General features: G+C 47.5%; 17 protein-coding genes. 4 read left to right on the top strand and 13 right to left on the bottom strand.

Features of this window, described 5'->3' with window-relative positions; genetic code table 11:
- Positions 1 to 4 precede the first annotated feature (4 nt).
- The 5 genes from AC3AP5_RS04005 to sdhC all read right to left on the bottom strand — a co-directional run bounded on the left by AC3AP5_RS04005 (position 5) and on the right by sdhC (position 6,129).
- Positions 5 to 2,809: a 2-oxoglutarate dehydrogenase E1 component gene (locus AC3AP5_RS04005; protein WP_006955519.1), complete on the bottom strand. Its 2,805-nt coding sequence runs from the start codon at positions 2,807 to 2,809 to the stop codon at positions 5 to 7.
- Between the two features lie 108 nt (positions 2,810 to 2,917).
- Positions 2,918 to 3,631, bottom strand: coding sequence for a succinate dehydrogenase iron-sulfur subunit (locus AC3AP5_RS04000; RefSeq protein ID WP_006955520.1), 714 nt, complete (start codon positions 3,629 to 3,631; stop codon positions 2,918 to 2,920).
- A gap of 15 nt (positions 3,632 to 3,646) precedes the next feature.
- Positions 3,647 to 5,413 carry a succinate dehydrogenase flavoprotein subunit gene (gene sdhA, locus AC3AP5_RS03995; protein ID WP_487327050.1) on the bottom strand — a complete coding sequence of 589 codons (1,767 nt, stop codon included), beginning with the start codon at positions 5,411 to 5,413 and terminating at the stop codon, positions 3,647 to 3,649.
- On the bottom strand, positions 5,414 to 5,761 hold the full coding sequence (gene sdhD, locus AC3AP5_RS03990) for a succinate dehydrogenase, hydrophobic membrane anchor protein (protein ID WP_006955522.1): 348 nt from the start codon (positions 5,759 to 5,761) through the stop codon (positions 5,414 to 5,416). It lies immediately after the preceding gene.
- Positions 5,755 to 6,129: a succinate dehydrogenase, cytochrome b556 subunit gene (sdhC, locus tag AC3AP5_RS03985; RefSeq protein WP_040487923.1), complete on the bottom strand. Its 375-nt coding sequence runs from the start codon at positions 6,127 to 6,129 to the stop codon at positions 5,755 to 5,757. The genes sdhD and sdhC overlap by 7 nt, the downstream gene beginning before the upstream one ends.
- Positions 6,130 to 6,444: 315 nt before the next feature.
- On the opposite strand from sdhC, the gene gltA reads away from it, so the two are divergent.
- Together gltA and AC3AP5_RS03975 are read left to right on the top strand one after the other, a co-directional pair.
- On the top strand, positions 6,445 to 7,725 hold the full coding sequence (gltA, locus tag AC3AP5_RS03980) for a citrate synthase (protein ID WP_006955524.1): 1,281 nt from the start codon (positions 6,445 to 6,447) through the stop codon (positions 7,723 to 7,725).
- A 254-nt stretch (positions 7,726 to 7,979) separates the two neighbouring features.
- Entirely contained in the window at positions 7,980 to 9,326 is a 1,347-nt protein-coding gene (locus AC3AP5_RS03975; protein ID WP_487327049.1) for a KamA family radical SAM protein, read from the top strand.
- Positions 9,327 to 9,344: 18 nt separating this feature from the next.
- On the opposite strand, the gene kdsB is transcribed toward AC3AP5_RS03975, so the two are convergent.
- The 5 genes from kdsB to AC3AP5_RS03950 are packed head-to-tail and all read right to left on the bottom strand — an operon-like array spanning position 9,345 to position 15,358.
- Complete coding sequence (kdsB, locus tag AC3AP5_RS03970; RefSeq protein WP_287830563.1) at positions 9,345 to 10,103, bottom strand: 3-deoxy-manno-octulosonate cytidylyltransferase; 759 nt, start codon at positions 10,101 to 10,103, stop codon at positions 9,345 to 9,347.
- Positions 10,100 to 10,297: a Trm112 family protein gene (locus AC3AP5_RS03965; protein WP_006955527.1), complete on the bottom strand. Its 198-nt coding sequence runs from the start codon at positions 10,295 to 10,297 to the stop codon at positions 10,100 to 10,102. Before AC3AP5_RS03965 ends, kdsB begins: the two co-directional genes overlap by 4 nt.
- Before the next feature lie 9 nt (positions 10,298 to 10,306).
- Positions 10,307 to 11,287 carry a tetraacyldisaccharide 4'-kinase gene (lpxK, locus tag AC3AP5_RS03960; RefSeq protein WP_006955528.1) on the bottom strand — a complete coding sequence of 327 codons (981 nt, stop codon included), beginning with the start codon at positions 11,285 to 11,287 and terminating at the stop codon, positions 10,307 to 10,309.
- A complete protein-coding gene (gene msbA / locus AC3AP5_RS03955; protein WP_006955529.1) occupies positions 11,288 to 13,036 on the bottom strand; it encodes a lipid A export permease/ATP-binding protein MsbA in 1,749 nt (582 codons plus the stop codon).
- Between the two features lie 48 nt (positions 13,037 to 13,084).
- Complete coding sequence (locus tag AC3AP5_RS03950) at positions 13,085 to 15,358, bottom strand: DNA internalization-related competence protein ComEC/Rec2 (protein ID WP_487327048.1); 2,274 nt, start codon at positions 15,356 to 15,358, stop codon at positions 13,085 to 13,087.
- Between the two features lie 87 nt (positions 15,359 to 15,445).
- On the opposite strand from AC3AP5_RS03950, the gene AC3AP5_RS03945 reads away from it, so the two are divergent.
- The gene (locus AC3AP5_RS03945) at positions 15,446 to 15,970 is read left to right on the top strand and encodes a DUF2062 domain-containing protein (protein ID WP_040487877.1); all 525 of its coding nucleotides are present in this window, start codon (positions 15,446 to 15,448) and stop codon (positions 15,968 to 15,970) included.
- Here AC3AP5_RS03945 and AC3AP5_RS03940 read toward each other — a convergent pair.
- Genes AC3AP5_RS03940 through AC3AP5_RS03930 form a run of 3 tightly spaced genes read right to left on the bottom strand, consistent with a single transcriptional unit; the run spans position 15,967 to position 19,098 of the window.
- The gene (locus AC3AP5_RS03940; RefSeq protein WP_487327047.1) at positions 15,967 to 17,193 is read right to left on the bottom strand and encodes a lipoprotein-releasing ABC transporter permease subunit; all 1,227 of its coding nucleotides are present in this window, start codon (positions 17,191 to 17,193) and stop codon (positions 15,967 to 15,969) included. The two genes, AC3AP5_RS03945 and AC3AP5_RS03940, sit on opposite strands and share 4 nt — an antisense overlap.
- Positions 17,193 to 17,882 (bottom strand): lipoprotein-releasing ABC transporter ATP-binding protein LolD, encoded by a 690-nt coding sequence (gene lolD, locus AC3AP5_RS03935; RefSeq protein ID WP_006955533.1) that lies wholly within the window; start codon positions 17,880 to 17,882, stop codon positions 17,193 to 17,195. Before lolD ends, AC3AP5_RS03940 begins: the two co-directional genes overlap by 1 nt.
- Positions 17,875 to 19,098 (bottom strand): lipoprotein-releasing ABC transporter permease subunit, encoded by a 1,224-nt coding sequence (locus tag AC3AP5_RS03930; RefSeq protein ID WP_040487925.1) that lies wholly within the window; start codon positions 19,096 to 19,098, stop codon positions 17,875 to 17,877. The genes lolD and AC3AP5_RS03930 overlap by 8 nt, the downstream gene beginning before the upstream one ends.
- An 85-nt stretch (positions 19,099 to 19,183) precedes the next feature.
- On the opposite strand from AC3AP5_RS03930, the gene AC3AP5_RS03925 reads away from it, so the two are divergent.
- Entirely contained in the window at positions 19,184 to 19,801 is a 618-nt protein-coding gene (locus tag AC3AP5_RS03925; RefSeq protein ID WP_487327046.1) for a PilZ domain-containing protein, read from the top strand.
- Positions 19,802 to 19,808: the final 7 nt, after the last annotated feature.

The following is a 19,808-nucleotide window of genomic DNA, read 5'->3' as shown; positions in this document are numbered from 1 at the left end:
TCACCTATTTAATGGTTAGCGCTTCGTCAACGAGTTTTTGTTGCTGTTTATTATGCTCAGATAAATAACCGACTGCCGGAGCAGCTGATGCGGCTCTGCCTCGATAGGTTAATTGAGCACCTGATGGAATAGCCGCCCAGAAGTTATGTTGGCTACTGTACCAAGCACCTTGGTTCTGGGGCTCTTCCTGACACCAAACAAAATCTTTGACGTGCTGATAATCTTTCATAATCTCTGCGACTTCTTCCGCAGGGAACGGATAAAGCTGTTCGATACGGATAATAGCCACATCATCTTGTTCGCGTTTACGGCGTTCTTGTAACAGATCATAGTAAACTTTACCTGAACACAAGACCACGCGTTTTACTTTTTTCGGATCCAAGTCATCAATTTCAGCGATGGCATTTTGGAATCCAGTATTCTCTAAGTCACTCATTTCAGAGATAGCTAATGGGTGACGTAATAACGATTTAGGTGTCATCACCACAAGCGGACGGCGCACCGGACGCAGTTGCTGACGACGGATCATATGGAACACTTGCGCAGGTGTCGTAGGCACACAAACTGACCAGTTATGATCAGCTGATAGCTGCAAGAAACGTTCAAGGCGTGCAGAAGAGTGTTCTGGACCTTGTCCTTCGTAGCCGTGCGGCAGCAATAAAGTCAAACCACATAAACGACCCCACTTCTGCTCACCCGAGCTTAAGAACTGGTCAACCACAACTTGGGCACCGTTGGCAAAATCACCAAACTGGGCTTCCCACATCACCAACGACTTGGGTTCAGCGGTCGCATAGCCATATTCGAACGCCACTACAGCCGCTTCCGATAACACCGAGTCGTAGATTTCTACCACACCTTGATCATCTTTAATGTGATTCAACGGCATGTAAGTCGATGCATCTTTTTGGTTATGCAACACGGCATGACGATGGAAGAACGTACCACGACCCGAGTCCTGACCCGTCAAACGGATATGGATACCCTTATCTAACAAGGTGGCATAAGCTAAGGTTTCTGCAAAACCCCAGTCCATCGGCTTATCGCCTTTGGCCATTTTCATGCGTTCTTGATAGACCTTAGCAACGCGAGAGTTCAGCTTATGTTCTTCTGGATACTGGGCAATCTTCTCACCCAATGTCGCCAGCGTCGATTTTGACACTTTATAGTCATAGTCGACGTCCCAATCGTTGCCCACGTATGGGCTCCAATCGACCGAATGCTTACGCATCGGACGGTGTTCTTCAACGACGACCTCACCTTTATCTAAGGCATCACGGTAGTCTTGTACCCATTGTTTCGCGTCGTCTTCACTAACCACATTGGCCTTTGACAAACGCTCTGCGTAGATTTCACGCGGCACTGGGTGCTTTTTCACTTTCGCATACATCAATGGTTGTGTAGCACTTGGCTCGTCTGCTTCGTTGTGACCGTGGCGGCGGTAACATACCAAGTCAATTACAACGTCACGTTTAAAGGTATTGCGGAAATCCAATGCCAATTGCGTTACAAAGACCACAGCTTCAGGGTCATCTGCGTTAACATGGAAAATCGGTGCTTGGACCATTTTTGCAATATCAGTACAGTACTGAGTTGAACGCGCGTCTTCTTGCTTCGATGTGGTAAAGCCAACTTGGTTATTCACCACGACACGTACCGAGCCGCCGACCTGATAAGCACGCGTTTTAGACATGTTAAATGTCTCTTGTACGATACCTTGACCAGCAATTGCCGCATCCCCATGAATGGTTATCGGCAGTACTTTATCGCCTTTCGGATCTTGTAGACGATCCATGCGCGCACGCACCGAACCCATAACCACTGGATTAACGATTTCTAAGTGTGATGGGTTAAAGGCTAGCGCCAAGTGAACATCGCCACCGGGCGTTGCAAAATCTGACGAGAAGCCCATGTGGTATTTAACGTCACCTGAACCTTTGTTTGCCGCATGTTTACCGGCAAATTCGTCAAACAAATCTTGTGGCTTTTTACCGAGCACGTTGACTAACACGTTTAGACGACCGCGGTGGGCCATGCCAATAACGACTTCTTGCGTGCCCTGCTCGCCTGAGCGACGAATCAATGACTTCAATAGCGGAACTAAGCTATCGCCACCTTCGAGTGAGAAACGCTTAGCACCTGGAAACTTAGAGCCTAGGTATTTTTCTAAACCGTCGGCAGCAGTCAGTTCACGTAAGATGCCGGTCTGCTGCTCTTTATCAAAGCTTGGCTTACCGCGAACACCTTCTAAGCGCTGCTGAATCCAACGTTTTTCCTCTGTCGACACGATGTGCATATATTCTGCACCAATCGGGCCACAATAAATATCTTCTAACGCTTTGTGAATATCCTTGAGCTTCATCGTTTCGCTGCCAACGGCTAACGAACCAACGTTAAACTCACGGTCCAAATCGTCTTTAGTTAAGTCATGAAAAGCAAGTGAAAGGTCGGGTACCTCTTCTTGTTTCCACAAGCCAAGAGGATCGAGGTTAGCGTGTTGATGACCACGGAAACGGTATGCATTAATGAGCTGTAAAACGCGTACTTGTTTCTGATCCGCTACTGACGACTGACCGCCAGCTTGCTTGAGTTTATTCTTCGCAAGCGTACGAAACTGTTCCCGTACGTCACTTAATTTAGCATCTACTGCATGGTCATTGGTTGGCAATGAGTCGAACATATTTCGCCACTCATCACTCACTGCAGTAGGATCATCGAGGTAAGCTTCGAACATTTGTTCGATATAAGCGATATTGCCTCCGGCTAGATGCGATGATTCTAGCCATTCACGCATTACACCCTCTTGCATTGCGTATCCTTCACACTCAATTTGTTCAAACTATAAGAAATAGCCATCCGTGAGCCGGATGGCCATCTTCAGCATCAATTATAACGATTTCTTGCTAAGGCGTTGCAATTAAACTGCACGGCTCAGCAACATCGATTTAATGTGTCCGATTGCCTTAGTTGGGTTCAACCCTTTAGGACAAACATTCACACAGTTCATGATGCCGTGGCAACGGAACACACTGAAGGCATCGTCAAGGTCATCAAGACGCTGTTCAGTCGCCGTGTCACGACTATCGATCAAGAAACGGTATGCATGCAACAAACCGGCAGGACCGATAAACTTATCTGGGTTCCACCAGAATGATGGGCACGAAGTTGAGCAACAAGCACAGAGAATGCACTCGTATAAGCCGTCTAACTTCGCACGCTCTTCTGGCGATTGCAGACGTTCACGCGCCGGTGGCGTTTTCTCATCATTGATAAGATACGGCTTAATTTTCTCGTACTGTTTGTAGAACTGACTCATATCTACAATCAAGTCACGGATGACCGGTAAGCCAGGTAACGGACGAATCACGATCTTACCACCTTTCAAAGATGACATTGGCGTGATACATGCCAAACCATTTTTACCGTTCATGTTTAAACCGTCAGAGCCACACACGCCCTCACGACATGAGCGCCGGAACGCTAACGACGGATCTTTTTCTTTTAATTTAATCAAAAGATCCAGCACCATCAAATCCTGATTCTCTTCAATTTCAAGAGAATAGTCTTTCATGTATGGTGCGTCATCAACATCCGGGTTGTAACGATAAATCGAAATATTAACTGTTTTCATCGTTTTAACCCCTTATTAATAAGTACGTGCTTTCGGAGGGAAAGCTTCACGTAGCTTAGGTGCCATATTCACTTCACGCTTAACCATCTGCTCGTCTTCTGGGCGGTACACACTGTGTACTAACCAGTTATCATCGTCACGGTCAGGATAGTCAGCACGACTGTGCGCACCACGGCTTTCCGTACGGAAGTTGGCCGCTACAGCAGTAGAATAAGCTGTTTCCATCAAGTTATCGAGCTCCAAGCACTCAACACGCTGAGTATTGAACTCTTTAGATGTATCATCCAAACGTGCATTTTTCAGACGCTCGCGGATTTCTGCCAGCTCTTTAAGACCATCAGCCATCGCATCGCCTTCACGGAATACCGAGAAGTTCATCTGCATGCATTGCTGCAAGTCTTTCTTAATTTGCGCAGGGTCTTCACCTTTCTGGGTATTTTCCCAACGGTTAAAGCGGGTTAGCGCTGCATCGACATCGTCTTTTGACGCTTCGCGTGCTTCCGCATTCGCAGCCAAGTGTTCACCTAAGTGCATACCTGTTGCACGGCCGAATACGACCAAGTCAAGCAGTGAGTTACCACCTAAGCGGTTCGCACCGTGTACCGATACACAGGCGATCTCACCACAAGCAAACAGGCCTTGTACTGGTTTTGATTGACCATCTCTATCGATGTCCAATACTTGACCGTTCACGTCTGTTGGAATACCACCCATCATATAGTGACAGGTTGGAATAACCGGAATCGGTTCTTTAACCGGATCGACATGAGCAAACGTGCGTGATAAGTCGCATACACCCGGTAGACGGCTTTCAAGCGTCTCTTTACCCAAGTGATCGAGCTTCAATTTCAAGTGCGTACCCCAAGGGCCATCGCAACCACGACCTTCGCGAATCTCGGTCATCATTGAACGTGCAACGACGTCACGCGATGCCAAATCTTTTGCGTTTGGCGCATAGCGTTCCATGAAGCGCTCGCCATCTTTGTTAAGCAAGTAACCACCTTCACCACGGCAACCCTCGGTTACCAAGCAACCTGCACCTGCGATACCGGTTGGGTGGAACTGCCACATTTCCATATCTTGTACAGGTACACCGGCACGTAATGCCATACCTACGCCATCGCCCGTATTGATGTGCGCGTTGGTCGTAGAAGCATAAATACGCCCTGCACCGCCGGTCGCCAATACGACCGCTTTAGCTTTCACATAGTAGACTTCGCCGGTCTCAATATTCATCGTCGTGACACCGCACACAGCGCCGTCTTGGTTTTTAACGATGTCGAGTGCATACCACTCAGAGAATACCGTAGTCTTGTTTTTCACGTTTTGCTGGTACAATAAATGTAGCAAAGCGTGGCCGGTACGGTCCGCGGCAGCCGCTGTACGCGCCGCTTGCTCGCCGCCAAATTCTTTTGACTGGCCACCGAAAGGACGCTGATACACTTTACCATTTTCAAAACGAGAGAATGGCAAGCCCATGTTTTCGAGCTCTAAGATCGCTTCTGGACCGCTCTTACACATGTACTCAATTGCGTCTTGGTCGCCGATATAGTCTGACCCTTTGACGGTATCAAACATATGCCATTGCCAATCGTCTTCGTGGGCGTTACCCAACGCAACGGTGATACCACCCTGCGCAGAAACAGTGTGAGAACGCGTTGGAAACACTTTGGACATCAACGCACAGCTCATACCTTCTTGGGAAATTTGCAACGCAGCACGCATGCCTGCGCCGCCCGCGCCGATTACAACGGCATCAAATTCTAAAGTTTTTACGTTCACTTACACACCCCACAGTACAAACAAGCCAGTGAGCCAAACGATGATGAGCCCAACGCTGAATACGAACTGAATAAAAGCGCGTACACCCGAGGCTTTAACATAGTCCGTAAGTACTTGCCAGATACCAATCCAGCCGTGTACTAACACGCCGGTAAGCGCTAACAACGTGAACACTTTCATCCACAAATTCGAAAATAAGCCCGTCCAGTTGGCGTAGGTTACGTCCGCTGTTGACGCAAAGAAGCCCACCATGAACAAGACATATAGCAACATAACGACTGCTGAAGCACGCAACAAAATGAAGTCATGCGGGCCGCTACGTCCAAAGGTTCCAGCTTCTCTTACCATAACCACACCCCTACTAAAACTGACACGATAATCGAAATCACGATGGATGCAGTGGCACTGGCGCGGCCTGAATCAAGCTCTTCCCAGAAGCCCATATCCATGATCAAGTGACGAATACCAATGATTAAGTGGAATCCTAACGCTGTCAAAATACCCCAGCCAATGAACTTCGCGATAAAGCTAGTCATTATGCTTTCTACTTGAGCAAATCCCTCAGGACCACTGAGAGACGTTGCGAACGCCCAAATCAAGAAGGCCAGTGACACAAGCATAATGACACCGGAAACCCGATGCAGGATAGATGCTTTGGCAGCGGCAGGAAACTGAATGGTAGATAAGTCTAAGTTTACAGGTCTTTCTTTTTTCACGATAGATTGCCTTTCAATAAAGCACCAAGAAATGTAAAGAATGCCCGGAGCACTGTTAATTAATGCCACCTCGACGTATGTGAGTATATCGACCATAGCATTGAATTACAATGTCCAATGCCTATAACGGACATCGAAAGAATTTGGATTAAGACTAAAGTTGTATCTCGCATAAAAATGTAATCCTGTATTCACTTTATGCACGTATAATGATCGAGAGTGAGTTGCCATGTCCTTTACAAAAATTGACATTTGGCACGCATTTCGAGTTAAATTAGCGCACTTTTTAAAAAGTAGATGCAAGGAGAAGTCCTTATGGCTGATCGTAAAGCCACTTTACAGATCGATGGACAGTCAATTGAGTTACCCGTTTTATCCCCTTCTGCTGGTAAGGATGTCGTAGATGTCCGCAGCTTAGGCAAACACGGATATTTCACCTTTGACCCAGGGTTTTTAGCAACCGGCTCATGTGAGTCTAAGATCACATATATTGATGGTGAAAACGGTGTCTTATTGCACCGCGGTTACCCTATTGGCGATCTCGCCACCCAAGCGGATTATCTAGAAGTCTGCTACATGTTGCTTCACGGCGAAGCACCTGATGAAAAGCAATACCAAGATTTCCGTAAAACCATCACCAAACACACGATGGTTCATCAGGGCTTGCACAATTTCTTTAATGGTTTCCGTCGCGATGCTCATCCAATGGCAATGCTATGTGCTGTTACGGGCGCATTGTCTTCGTTCTACCACGATGATTTGGACATTCATGATCCAGATCAACGCTTACGTAGCGCCTACCGCTTGATTGCGAAAATTCCGACAATCGCAGCGATGGCTTACAAGTTCAGCATCGGTCAACCGTTCGTTTATCCGCGTAACGACTTAGGCTATGCGGAAAACTTCCTGAACATGATGTTTTCTGTACCTGCAGAGGATTATGAAATTAGCCCTGCTGTTGCAAAAGCAATGGACCGTATCTTTATCCTTCACGCCGACCACGAACAAAACGCTTCAACGTCGACTGTTCGTTTAGCAGGCTCTTCAGGTGCTAATCCATACGCATGTATCGCGTCAGGTGTTGCATCGCTATGGGGTCCTGCACACGGTGGTGCCAACGAAGCATGTTTGCGTATGTTGGCTGAAATTGGTTCAGTAGAAAACATTCCTAAGTACATCGAAAAAGCAAAAGACAAGAACGACCCGTTCCGCCTTATGGGCTTTGGTCACCGTGTTTATAAGAACATGGACCCACGTGCGACGGTCATGCGTGAGTCATGCCACGAAGTACTGAAAGAATTGAAACGTGACGATCCATTGTTGGATGTTGCGATGGAACTTGAGCGCATCGCGCTTGAAGACGACTACTTTGTAGAGAAGAAGTTGTTCCCGAACGTCGATTTCTACTCAGGTATCGTACTTAAAGCGATTGGTATTCCAACCAACATGTTCACAGTAATCTTTGCGTTATCGCGTACGGTCGGTTGGGTATCACACTGGCACGAGATGATGAGCGAAGAGAGCCAAAAAATCGGCCGTCCTCGCCAATTATACACAGGCCACACGCAGCGCGACTTCAAACCGATCAAGAAGTAAGCGGTATCGTAAGTGACCTGCAAAGACATACAGAGCGCCCCGAGGGGCGCTTTTTTTGCGCTCGATGACAGGATAAAGGCGCCTCTAATTCCCCATCACTGTACCGGTTTGAGCGATTGCCACAATCGATTTTATTAAGAGTACATACGATTAAATCCCACGGTTTACGTGCAACCACAGGGTAATTTCATTATAATACAGCGCAATTTTGTCTATTGCGCCGCTAATGGCACTTACAACATATAGAGAGGCTTATGCAGCAAGTAGTTAACGTACAGCAACCCGTAATTACTCCGCGTCGCTTCAAAGTTTACCAACATCGTCAGTTGGATAAGATTGAAGCACTTAAACGCGTACCCGATGATATTCGATTCGAAATGAAAGTGGTCGCGAACGTATTACCGTTCCGAGTCAACGAGTATGTTTTTAATGAGCTCATCGACTGGGAAAACGTACCTAACGATCCGCTGTTTCAGCTCACCTTTCCACAAAAAGATATGCTCGATCCCAGTGCATTCCAACGTATGGCTGATTTGATGTCAGGCAAGCATACGACCAATGAAGTCTTTGACCTCGCTACTCAGTTGCGCCAAGAGATGAATCCGCACCCAGCCGGGCAAATGCAGATGAACGTACCTCACGTCGATGGCGAACCATTGCCAGGCATGCAGCACAAGTATCGCGAAACGGTTTTATTTTTCCCTGCTCAAGGTCAGTACTGCCATAGCTATTGCACCTTTTGTTTCCGCTGGGCTCAGTTCGTCGGTAAAGCGACACGCTTCAACTCCAATGATGCCGATCAACTACATCGCTATCTGGCACAGCATAAAGAAGTGACTGACTTACTCGTTACAGGCGGTGACCCAATGGTCATGCGTACACGTAAGTTGAAGCATTATTTGGAGGGGCTACTGCAGCCTGAATTCGACCATATTAAAACGATCCGTATTGGCACCAAAGCGCTAACATTTTGGCCGTACCGCTTCATTACGGACCCCGACGCTGATGAATTAATGCGTTTGCTTGAGAGGCTTGTGCGTGGGGGGAAACATGTCTCCATTATGGCGCATTTGAACCATCACAACGAATTACGCACCGAAGTCTGCGAAGAAGCAATTCGTCGTTTACGTGCCACAGGCGCACAGATACGCTGTCAGGCGCCTTTATTACGCCACATTAATGACGACCCTAAAGTATGGGCGGATATGTGGGAGCGCGAAGTGCAGCTCGGTATGATCCCCTACTACATGTTTGTCGAGCGTGACACGGGTGCTAAACGTTACTTTGAAGTACCGCTCGAGCGTACATGGGAAGTATTCCAACAAGCTTATCAACAAGTATCGGGTATTGCGCGCACAGTTCGAGGTCCATCGATGAGTGCAGGTCCTGGTAAAGTTGAGGTACAAGGTGTGACTGAAGTGGCAGGCGAAAAAGTCTTCGCGTTACGCTTCATTCAAGGCCGTAATCCAGACTGGGTACAGCGTCCATTCTTTGCTAAATATGACCCAGACGCAACTTGGTTACATCAATTGAAACCGGCCTTTGGTGAGGACAAGTTCTTTTTCGAAGATGAGTATGCGCAGATGGCAGCGATGGACTAACCATCGCTGCTACGCGCTTTATTTTATACGCTGGCGGGCTTGTTCTAAGTCCTCTGGCGTATCAATCCCTGCGGCTGGGGGCATAATGGCCTCAGCAACATGAATTTTCTCGCCATGCCACAGGACGCGCAATTGCTCTAACGATTCAATCCGCTCAAGCGGACTCTCATTCCAAGCTACATAGCGTTTAATAAAGTCCGCACGATAGGCATAAATGCCGATATGCCGCATGTAACCATCGACCTGTTCGGGCTGCTGATTGTTCAATGACTTAAATTGTTCACGGTTATAAGGAATAGGCGCTCGACTGAAGTAAAGCGCGTATCCTGCCGAGTCACATACCACCTTTACTGCATTCGGGTTGAACACTTCATCGGAGGTCGCCATCGGCACTGCTAATGTCGCCATCGGTGCAACACGTTGATTCGCCAAGTTATCAGCCACTTGCCGGATAATTTCAGGCGGAATAAAAGGCTCATCACCTTGAACATTAACCACGACTTGATCTTCGGACAAGGCCAACTGCTCTACGACCTCAGCCAGCCGTTCTGTACCCGATTGATGTTCGCTTGAGGTCAGCATACTGCGTCCACCAAAACGTTCCACTTCGTCAGCAATACGCTGGTCATCTGTAGCAATAATCACTTCAGCCGCACCACTTTGCAAAGCGCGCTCATAAACATGTTGAATCATCGGCTTGCCGCCAATATCGGCTAGAGGTTTACCTGGTAAACGGCTCGATGGGTAACGCGCAGGAATAATTACAGTAAAACTCATAAAGGTACCTGCTCCATCTCATCCGAACTCAACGTTTTAGCCTTTTCGCTCATAAGCACAGGGATGCCCTCTTCCAGCTCAAATGCTAATTGTTCGCCTCGACAAACGAGCCACTGCTTGGCCTCATGCCACACTAACTTGCCTTTACAACTAGGGCAGGCAATTATGTTCAGTAAACCTTTATCAAAACTCACGGTTAAACCTCATTTATGAATATGCCGAATTGCCTCAAGCAAATCAGCCTTAAATTTATCAGGAAATTGTGCAGATATCGGTTGATAGTACCAATTATCTGTCGCCATGCCACGACACTTCGCGGCATCTTTCTGAGTCATCAGTAGCGTTTTATCTTTGAACACCTGCAAATCGTCGGCTGTAAACCGGTAATGATCAGGAAACGCTTGCGTACTGGCAAGCTCGATGCCTTGATGACGTAAACTAGTAAAAAACCGCTCTGGATTACCAATGCCGGCCAACGCGTAAAATGCGCCATGTTCTGGCAGCTCAACCACTTCGTCATCAATGACACGTCGCCAAGCCTGTGCTTTCACCTCGCCCACATAGTGAGCAAACGGGTGTTGAGCATAGAGTGACAATACCCAACGCGCTCCACGCAAACGCCAAGGTCCTTCTCTCAATGGACCTGTTGGTAACAGCCAACCATTACCTAGACCTCGCTCAGCATCGACCAAAATTACTTCTAAGTCACGACCCAGCGCATAGTGTTGCATACCATCATCGCTAATAACGAAATCAATGTTCGGATGTTCGGCTAAAAGGTGTTTAGTCGCGTCGGCGCGGTTGGGGCTAATAACCACAGGTACACCGGTAATCTGACGTAACATCAGCGGTTCATCTCCCGCTAACTCAGCAGTATCGTCGACCGCGACATGATGCGGACTTTGAGCTTTAGCACCGTAACCTCGACTCACAATGCCCGGTGTGTAGCCCTCAGATTTAAGCATATCAACTAAAGCCACGACCGTTGGTGTTTTGCCGGTACCGCCCACACTAATGTTGCCGACCACAAGCACGGGTACAGGCGCCTTAAATGACCGTATCAACCCCATACGATAAAACGAACGTCGCAAATTGGTCAGCAGCCAAAACAGCAGCGACAGTGGCGTAAGAAGATACAATAACGGGTGTAAGCGTTTGCGATACCATTGTCGCTCGAGCCACATCTAATTAACTCCACTAAATTGCAGGTTATGTAGCTGGTAATAAGGTCCCTCGTTCGCTAATAACGACTGATGATCCCCACGCTCGACAATATGCCCGTTATCCATGACTAATATTTCATCGGCATTCTCAATCGTGGATAAACGATGTGCTATTACAATTGAAGTTCGATTGGTACGTAACACGCCCAATGCTTTTTGAATATGACGCTCAGACTCTGTATCAAGCGCTGACGTCGCCTCATCGAGTATCAAAATAGGTGCATCCTGCAGTAACGCACGCGCGATAGCGATACGTTGGCGTTGTCCACCTGATAGCATGACGCCGTTTTCGCCCACCATGGTGTCTAAGCCGTGACTCATATTGTCCGTAAACTCGGTGACGTAAGCTTGCTCTGCGGCCTTAATAATATCTTCTCGCGAAACATTCTTTGATGTTCCGTAGGCAATATTATTGGCAATAGTATCGTTAAAGAGTGTGACATGCTGCGACACTAACGCAATCTGACGACGTAAACATTTTAAACGGTAATCTTGTATGTTCCGCCCATCAATCGTCACTTCGCCGTTAGTTACGTCATAAAAGCGAGTTAATAGATTTGAAATCGTTGATTTGCCGCTCCCCGAGCGCCCTACTAAAGCGAGGGTCTTACCTTCTCCCACCGCAAAGCTGATATCGTCCAAAGCGGGGTCTTCGTGTTCATTATAGCGAAACGTCACATGATTAAACTCAATATCACCTTTAACTCGTTCCACCATATGTGTGCCCTTGTCAACTTCAATGGGCTGGTCGAGAATCTCGAATACACTTGAGGCGGCGGCTAAGCCGCGCTGAAAATCACTATTCACGTTACTCAACTGTTTCAATGGTCGCAGCAACATAATCATTGATGTCAATAACGTGGTAAACGCACCCGCCGATAAGTTTTCCAACATCTCGGGAAAACTGGCAATAACGAGGACCATCGCCAAGCTCAACGACGCAATAAACTGGATCACCGATGTGCTGATCGCGCGCGTGCTCACCAGTTTCATGTTTTGGTTGCGAGTGATGTTGTTGATTTCGCCAAAGCGTTTTGACTCGAGCTTTTGACCTTCATGCATGACCACAACTTTGTGCCCGTTGATCATTTGTTCGGCAGTGGTCGTGACGTTCCCCATCGCAGTCTGAATACGCCCACTGACAACACGAAAACGTTTCGATACAACTCCGACAAATTTAGCAATGACGGGCCCAATCACCAAGAAAACCAAGCTAAGCTGCCAGCTCTGATAAAACATCAAACACAACAAACCGACTACAAATCCGCCATCACGGATTAAGATCAGTAAAGCACGACTGCTTGCTTCGGCCACCTGTTGGGTGTCGTAAGTGATTTTAGATATCAAGTCACCCGTAGAATGGTTGTCATGAAACGCCACCGGTAGCTTCATGAGGTGCTCAAACAGTTGCTGACGCATGCGTGTTACCACTTTAAAACCCACCCAGCTTAAGAAATAGGTAGAAATGAAGTTGAATAACCCGCGCACAATAAAAAACACCGGCACGAATACGGCCCCCCACAGCAAGACACTTGAGTCTTGTTGAGTCAAACCTTCGTCTATGAGTGTTTCAATTTGTGAGAAAAAGAGAGTATCGACGCCTGCGTAGCCCAACATACCGATGATAGCGACGATAAAGGCAGATTTGTAAGGCTTTATATAAGATGCGAGCCGCTTAAGTGAGCTCGTTTGTTCCTTGTTAGAATCCATGCAATGCCATTAGTTTCTGAAAATCCCAGCTATTTTATCTGCTTTATATCACGGTTGGCTAGTCGAACTGTAGGACTTTGCATTCGTTTTGTCGAATAACGCGGGTGTTTTCAAGCGCCACACACGGTCTTTGATAGCAATCGATAACTGCCCCCAATCTGCCGTCGTCGCCCATTCACTGCCGAAATCTAGCGCTCTTTGTTGAGTATACATATCGGGCATTCCATAGGCGTTGGAACGTCCGACACTGACTAAGGTCACGTCAGGCTGAGTCGCCTCAAGTAGCAACGACCCTAACGAAAAAGCACTGGCATGATGCGGTGCCACCAGTATTTCAACAGGCCCAACTAATTGCTCTTCAACCATCATACGCTCTTCGGCAAAACCGATGTCGCCCGTTATTAGCCAGTCAATGGCACCATAGCTAAATTGGTAAACACACGACGCCGCGTTACTATTTTTAACATCGACGCGGTTTGGCCACAGTACCTTCCAAGAAATACCGCGCCAGCGTCCGCGCTGCCCAACTTGACACGGCTGCTGAGTCATCGTGCCAAACCATTGCGCATTGGGTAGCCGCGTTTGTGCTAAACGCCAGTCGCCACTGTGATCTGAATCACTGTGAGTAATAGAAACCCGCTCTACCGTCAAGCCACGTTGCTTAAGAAAGGGTTCAATCACTGACTCAAAGTGACCACGTCCACGATAGAACCTTCGTCCCAAATCGATAAGCCAAGCCTTATGTTGCCGTTCAATGACCAGCGCCTGCGCTTGACCGACATCCAACACATGAAACATAACATCCGCTTTTTGCCCTCGTTCTAAGAAATAATAACCGCTTGCAATAGCCGCCAACACAGCACTTCCTATCGAGAAATACCGCGGTAGCCAATACGGCAACAGCAGCGCCAGCGCGAATAACCAAAAAATCGTGCCAGTGACTGTCGGTAATGTGCTCGAAAACCATACTAGCGGCACATCAGCAAGCGTTGTTAGTAATGGCTGAATCGCTATTAACGGCTGTTCGGCTAGCCACCAGAGATTCGCTGCAAAACTATCTGACCAACACATCGCTGCTATTGCGCCCAGAAGCGTTAAGGGAAGCACCCAGATAGCAATAATAGGCACAACGAATAGATTGGAAAACGGTGCAATCAATGACACGCCGTCAAACAACGCTAGCGATATCGGCCCCATCAGGGTTAAGAATAATAATTGCAGGTAGAAGGTCTGCCAGATACGTGTTACCCACGATGCAGATGGCTTATTTCGCCAACTCCACTGGCACAATAAAATGACGGTGACAGCTAAAATTGAAAACCAAAAACCAATATCGTGCCAACTACCCGGGTCGCTTACGACCAAGATAATCGCGGCATACCAAAGCCTTTTCCATGATCGGGTCGTTAAACCGAGCCATCGCTGCCCCCAAAAAAGCAACAACATAAGCCATGCGCGTTGTGCTGAAATAGCAAAGCCAGCTAATGCGGTGTATATAAGTGCACCCAACAACGCAATAACTGCAGCGACTGGGTTCAAGACTAAACGCTCTCGGTTACGCAGTAAGAATCCACGGTGAGGAAACACCGATAGACACTGCCTAATCAATAAAAAAACAAGTCCCGCAACCAAACTGATATGTAACCCAGAAATCGCCATGAGATGTTGCAAACCATGACGTTGCCAAACCACGCGTTGCGCCTGCGGGATGTCACCTCTATAACCGATTGCTAACGCTTGCAGTAAGCCGCGAAACTCAAGATCAGCGTGTTGAAACGAATCGTAGATACGCCAACGGAGGGATGGCGCTACCTGATTTAGTTTCATAGCGCGCACGTAACCTTGCTTTGCGAGCTGCTTAGCCCACAGGTAGCGCGCCGGCCGTTCACCTCCCTGATTCCAATATGTGGTTGGATTTTTTAAATTGATTTCGGCGCTATAACGCTGTCCAGGTGCTAATTGATACCTCTTCGAGTCGCCATACCAATATAATTGCACCCGGCATTGACAGTCCTCGACGAGGACGCGCCCCGCAAACGAGACTCGGGACAATTCGGCAACAAAGCGACTTCTCTCATCACCGTGGTAATCAACTTGCTCTATTTTTAAGTGAACCAACAACCACTCGCGGTCCGGCAGTTGGCTCTGTTGCTCAGCCAGGTTTGATACAAAATAAGTTCCTGACAGTATTCCTATAAGAAGTAAAATAAAATGGACAAGAAATCGTCGAAAGTGGGAACAAAACGGTACAAGGCAACTCACCACAACAATCACGAATGCGACTAGCCACGTTTCGATTAAGTGAGTAGAATACAGCGCCATTACTGTTCCGGCGAGCAAAGTTAACGAGCTGTATCCCATTCGGTGTTTCCAGTTCAGTCGCACAATTAGATGTAAACGGGAATTGCAATGGCAAGACGCATGATCAAAAAATGGATGCCGAATCATGAAAAAATTCGCCAAACACGCGCACTGAGGGTATTTGGTTCATTATTGCATGATGCTAACTTGTGGCACTTAAATCGCCGCTCTGCCTCGGGTGCGTTTGCGGTGGGGTTATTTTGTGCATTTATCCCGGTTCCGTTTCAAATGCTTCTAGCCGCAGCAGGCGCCATTATGTTTCGGGTCAACCTTCCGCTGTCAGTTGGCTTAGTCTGGGTATCTAACCCCATTACCATGCCACCCCTGTTTTATTTCTGCTACGAAGTTGGTCGCGTGGTCCTTTCTGCACCCGCGCATCCTTTTAATTTTGAATTAAGTTGGGACTGGCTTATCTATAGTATCGAGACCATCGGTCCCGCATTTTTACTCGGCTGTTTTATAATGGGCACGCTAACAAGTTTGGTGAGTTACATTACCATTCGTGTTATGTGGCGTGTATCCGTTGTGCGCGCCTGGGAGGCGCGCCAACATCGTGGTAAACAGCGCAATTAATGATGTTCATGTAATGCTTGCGCAGGTTCTATTTGTGTTGCTCGCCACGCAGGATAAAGTGTGGCAATCGCACTCATCGTAATTGCGACACAACACACCAGCACGACATCAATCCAACGCCACACAGACGGTACTTCACTGACGAAGTATACATCGTCGGATAAAACCTGAAAGTGTAATGCTTGCTCCAATAGAAGAATGATTTGCGGTAACGCAGAAGCCAATGCAACGCCCCATAGGCTCCCCCAAAATGCACCTTTCAATCCACTCAACGTGCCTTGCCAAAAGAACGTAGCAACAATACGACGGTTATCTAATCCCATTGTTTTCAACATTGCGATCTGCGGTCGCTTCTTTGTCACTGTCATGACTAATGTGGAAACAATATTAAAGCATGCAACCGCCATCACGAGTACGAGAACCAAGTAAATCACCGTGCGAACGAGCTCAATATCACGGTAAAGGTGTCCCTGCGTACGCATCCAGTGATCGACATACACCAACTCGGGTAACTGATTACCCACTGAATTCGCCACCTGAGGCGCTTGAAAAACGTCAGTTACTTTTAATTCTACCGTCGAGACACCGTGTTTAATTTCACCAATAACGCGAGCCGTATCAAGACTGACATAGCCCATTTGATGATCGAGTTCACCACCGAACTCAAATAGTCCGACGACTTTCAAACGGTGACGTTGCGGCGAGCGAAACTGTTGACTGCTTTTATCGGCAACCAACAGTTCTAATGTATCACCCACCTCAACACCGTAAGTGTGCGCAATACCCTGACCCAACACGATGGTGTTGAGTTGATTGAGTTGCGCTCGCGCACCGTCAGTAAAAAACTCAGTGGCACTCGGATGAGGACCATTAGGTGCGATACCCTCTAACATGATTCCTTTGAACTGATCACCCGAACGAAGCATCGCAGTTTGTTTGATCACCGGATAAGCCTCAGCGACTCGGCTATCACGTTTGGCGATTTTGACGATACGTGCCCAGTTATCAAAGGTGCCTTCTACTTTGGTAAATGAAGCATGAGGAACCGCTTTAAGTAACTTCTGTTCTAACACGTTCTCAAAGCCATTCATCATTGACAGGCTCGCTATCAACACAGCACAACCGAGCACAATACCCACCGTCGATGATGATGCAATAAAGGCGAATAAACCTGAACGACTGCGGCGTTCAGAAAAGCGTTGAGCTAATTTAAATGTAAGCATTAAATCGTATCCACAGCAGTTAAACAGCCATCATGGAGTCGATAAACCGAGCCTATCCGCTCAGCAAGCGCCATATCATGCGTAACAATAATAAATGCCGTACCAAATTCTTTATTCATTTCAAGAATCAACTCAAACACCGACTCTGCCGTTTGCCCATCCAAATTACCCGTTGGCTCATCCGCAACCACGAGTTTGGGCTTATTGGCGAATGCGCGAGCGATCGCCACTCGCTGACGTTCACCACCAGACAACTGCGCGGGACGGTGATGCATTCGTTCGGATAAACCCACTCGTTCAAGTAAAAGCTGCGCACGCTCAGTTGCAATGCTCTCAGTCTCACCCGAGATACGGAGCGGCATCGCAACATTCTCCAATGCGTCAAACTCTGGTAACAAGTGATGAAACTGATACACAAAGCCAATATTTTGGTTTCTAAGCTGCGCCTTTTGTGAGCCCGTTAACTGTGTAATTTCAGCATCCTCAAAATACACCTCACCGGATGATGGGACATCTAAGCCGGCCAATATATGAAGCAATGTACTTTTACCAGAACCTGAACTGCCAACTATTGCCATCACCTCGCCATGTTTAACTTCAAGGTTAACGTGCTTCAACACTGTTACTTGGTTATCACCATCTCGGAAAGTCTTGTTCACATTGTGGGCTGTGATCAAATCATTAGTCATATCTTAACGCCTCGGAAGGTTCAGTTTGTGCCGCTTTGGCTGCTGGGTAGAAAGCGGCAACAAGGGCGAGTATCAGTGCGAAAAAAGCGATGAAGCAGACCTGCGTCCACTCAAATTGAACGGGGAGCTGTTGTCCTAAACCGGCAACAAAATGCGTTCCCAGTGCTTGCAAAATAGGGTTAATAAACAGCGCCAAAAGGATACCTAGCAACAACCCTACCGAGGTACCCACAACCCCTATATAACAGCCCTGAATGAGAAATACTCGACGCACTTGAGCCTGAGTTAAGCCAATGGTTTGTAAAATTGCGATATCATGGCGTTTATCATCAATCACCATCGCCAACGCCGACAGTGTATTAAATGCGGCAACAGCAATGATCAGTGCGAGCATCAACCACATCATACGTTTTTCCATACCGACCGCATCAAACAGTTGACCATAACGTTGTCGCCAATCCGTCACGGACAATGTGCTATTCGAACGAATGATTGAAGCTACTTTCGGCGCATTGAAGGCATCATTGAGCTGGAGCTGAACTTGCTTTTGTGCTGCACGGGGATCACGAATTAAACGGGCTACATCATCAATGTTTGCAACCGCTAAGTGCTTGTCTAAGTCAGATTGCATTGCAAAAATCCCCACCAGTCGAAAAGTTCGCTGTGAGGGGAGCATACCGAGTGGACTATAGACGGCCCCCTTCGATGAGACGATACGTACCTTATCACCAATCGCTAACTTCAGTTGATTTGCAAGCGTTTGACCTAAAATAATATTGTATTCACCCGTTGCAAGTCGACTCCACTGTCCCGCTATTAATGCCTGCTCGAGCGCTGTCGGAATCGTGCGATGAGCCGAATCACCGGTATCAAAACCTTGTAACGTCACGACGGCAAGATTACCCGGCACTTGCACAAGCGCTTCGGTAGACACATAAGGAGAAACCGACTGCAACGCGCCTTTTGGTAGTTTTTCGGTTACATCATCAAGCTCAGCAAGCACATGATCACCGTAGAGCTGAACGTGGGGTACACCGCCTAGAATTCTTTGTTTAAGCTCATTCTCAAAGCCATTCATTACGGACATCACGACAACCAACGCCATCACTCCGACAGCGATTCCGCCTAATGCAAATCGTTGAATAAACCGAGTGAACGCCGAGTACGCTTTTGTTCGGCTATATCTCAACGCAATAGAAAGTGTAATTGACCGCAAACGACGCCCTTGAAATGATGGTTGCTTATTAGGAAAGCTCAAGGATAATGAGTTGTTAGCAGCCTGACAACTTTGCGAGACAAAAATGCAGCCAAATCAGTCTATTAATTTACGTCCTATTGGCGACTATTTTACTGTAGCTGATAGCTTACCTGTGCAACTGACGCCCGTAGCGGTGGACTCTGTTCCTTCTGAACAGGCACTTCAGTCAGAGATCCCGGAGCTTTTTAAGCTTTGCTCAGAGCTCGCTGGGAGTGATCAGTCGGCACTCCAGCGAGTGCGTTCAGAAAACCCGAACTCTCCTGCGCTCGTTGATGCCTTAGCACTCATCAACCAGAGAATGGGAATGATGCTCGGATATTTATTGAGTCAAACACACGGTAACGAGTATGCACTTACCGCTCATGAATTTGGTGGCGGTGGGTTTCGTGTCAATTCTGACACGAGATGGACTGTGGGCGATACTTTTCAGGCTAATTTAATATTTCGCGAGGAGTCGCTGGCTATCTATTGCTATGTCGAGTGCACTGAGTCTGAAACAATATCCGATGACAACTATCAAGCGACCTTCCAATTTGCTCAGATTAGGGAGCAGGACCATGAACACGTAATACGTCACAGCTTGCATAGCCAGACTCGTCACCTCAAAGCGCGAGCAGAGCAACGCAAACAATCGAGCAAATCAGAAAACTCCGAGCGATAACATCCAA

It is taken from the genome of Idiomarina sp. D18 (assembly GCF_057748155.1).
This window is presented reverse-complemented; position numbering and strand designations above follow the sequence as displayed.

Excerpts from the sequence above, each read along its gene's own strand:
- AC3AP5_RS04000 (WP_006955520.1), bottom strand. The coding sequence starts at position 3,631 with ATGAAAACAGTTAATATTTCGATTTATCGTTACAACCCGGATGTTGAT.
- kdsB (WP_287830563.1), bottom strand. The coding sequence starts at position 10,103 with ATGAGTTTTACTGTAATTATTCCTGCGCGTTACCCATCGAGCCGTTTA.
- AC3AP5_RS03940 (WP_487327047.1), bottom strand. The coding sequence starts at position 17,193 with ATGCTTACATTTAAATTAGCTCAACGCTTTTCTGAACGCCGCAGTCGT.
- sdhD (WP_006955522.1), bottom strand. The coding sequence starts at position 5,761 with ATGGTAAGAGAAGCTGGAACCTTTGGACGTAGCGGCCCGCATGACTTC.
- AC3AP5_RS04005 (WP_006955519.1), bottom strand. The coding sequence starts at position 2,809 with ATGCAAGAGGGTGTAATGCGTGAATGGCTAGAATCATCGCATCTAGCC.
- AC3AP5_RS03975 (WP_487327049.1), top strand. The coding sequence starts at position 7,980 with ATGCAGCAAGTAGTTAACGTACAGCAACCCGTAATTACTCCGCGTCGC.
- lolD (WP_006955533.1), bottom strand. The coding sequence starts at position 17,882 with ATGACTAATGATTTGATCACAGCCCACAATGTGAACAAGACTTTCCGA.
- lpxK (WP_006955528.1), bottom strand. The coding sequence starts at position 11,287 with ATGTGGCTCGAGCGACAATGGTATCGCAAACGCTTACACCCGTTATTG.
- gltA (WP_006955524.1), top strand. The coding sequence starts at position 6,445 with ATGGCTGATCGTAAAGCCACTTTACAGATCGATGGACAGTCAATTGAG.
- AC3AP5_RS03925 (WP_487327046.1), top strand. The coding sequence starts at position 19,184 with ATGCAGCCAAATCAGTCTATTAATTTACGTCCTATTGGCGACTATTTT.
- AC3AP5_RS03950 (WP_487327048.1), bottom strand. The coding sequence starts at position 15,358 with ATGGCGCTGTATTCTACTCACTTAATCGAAACGTGGCTAGTCGCATTC.
- AC3AP5_RS03945 (WP_040487877.1), top strand. The coding sequence starts at position 15,446 with ATGGCAAGACGCATGATCAAAAAATGGATGCCGAATCATGAAAAAATT.
- msbA (WP_006955529.1), bottom strand. The coding sequence starts at position 13,036 with ATGGATTCTAACAAGGAACAAACGAGCTCACTTAAGCGGCTCGCATCT.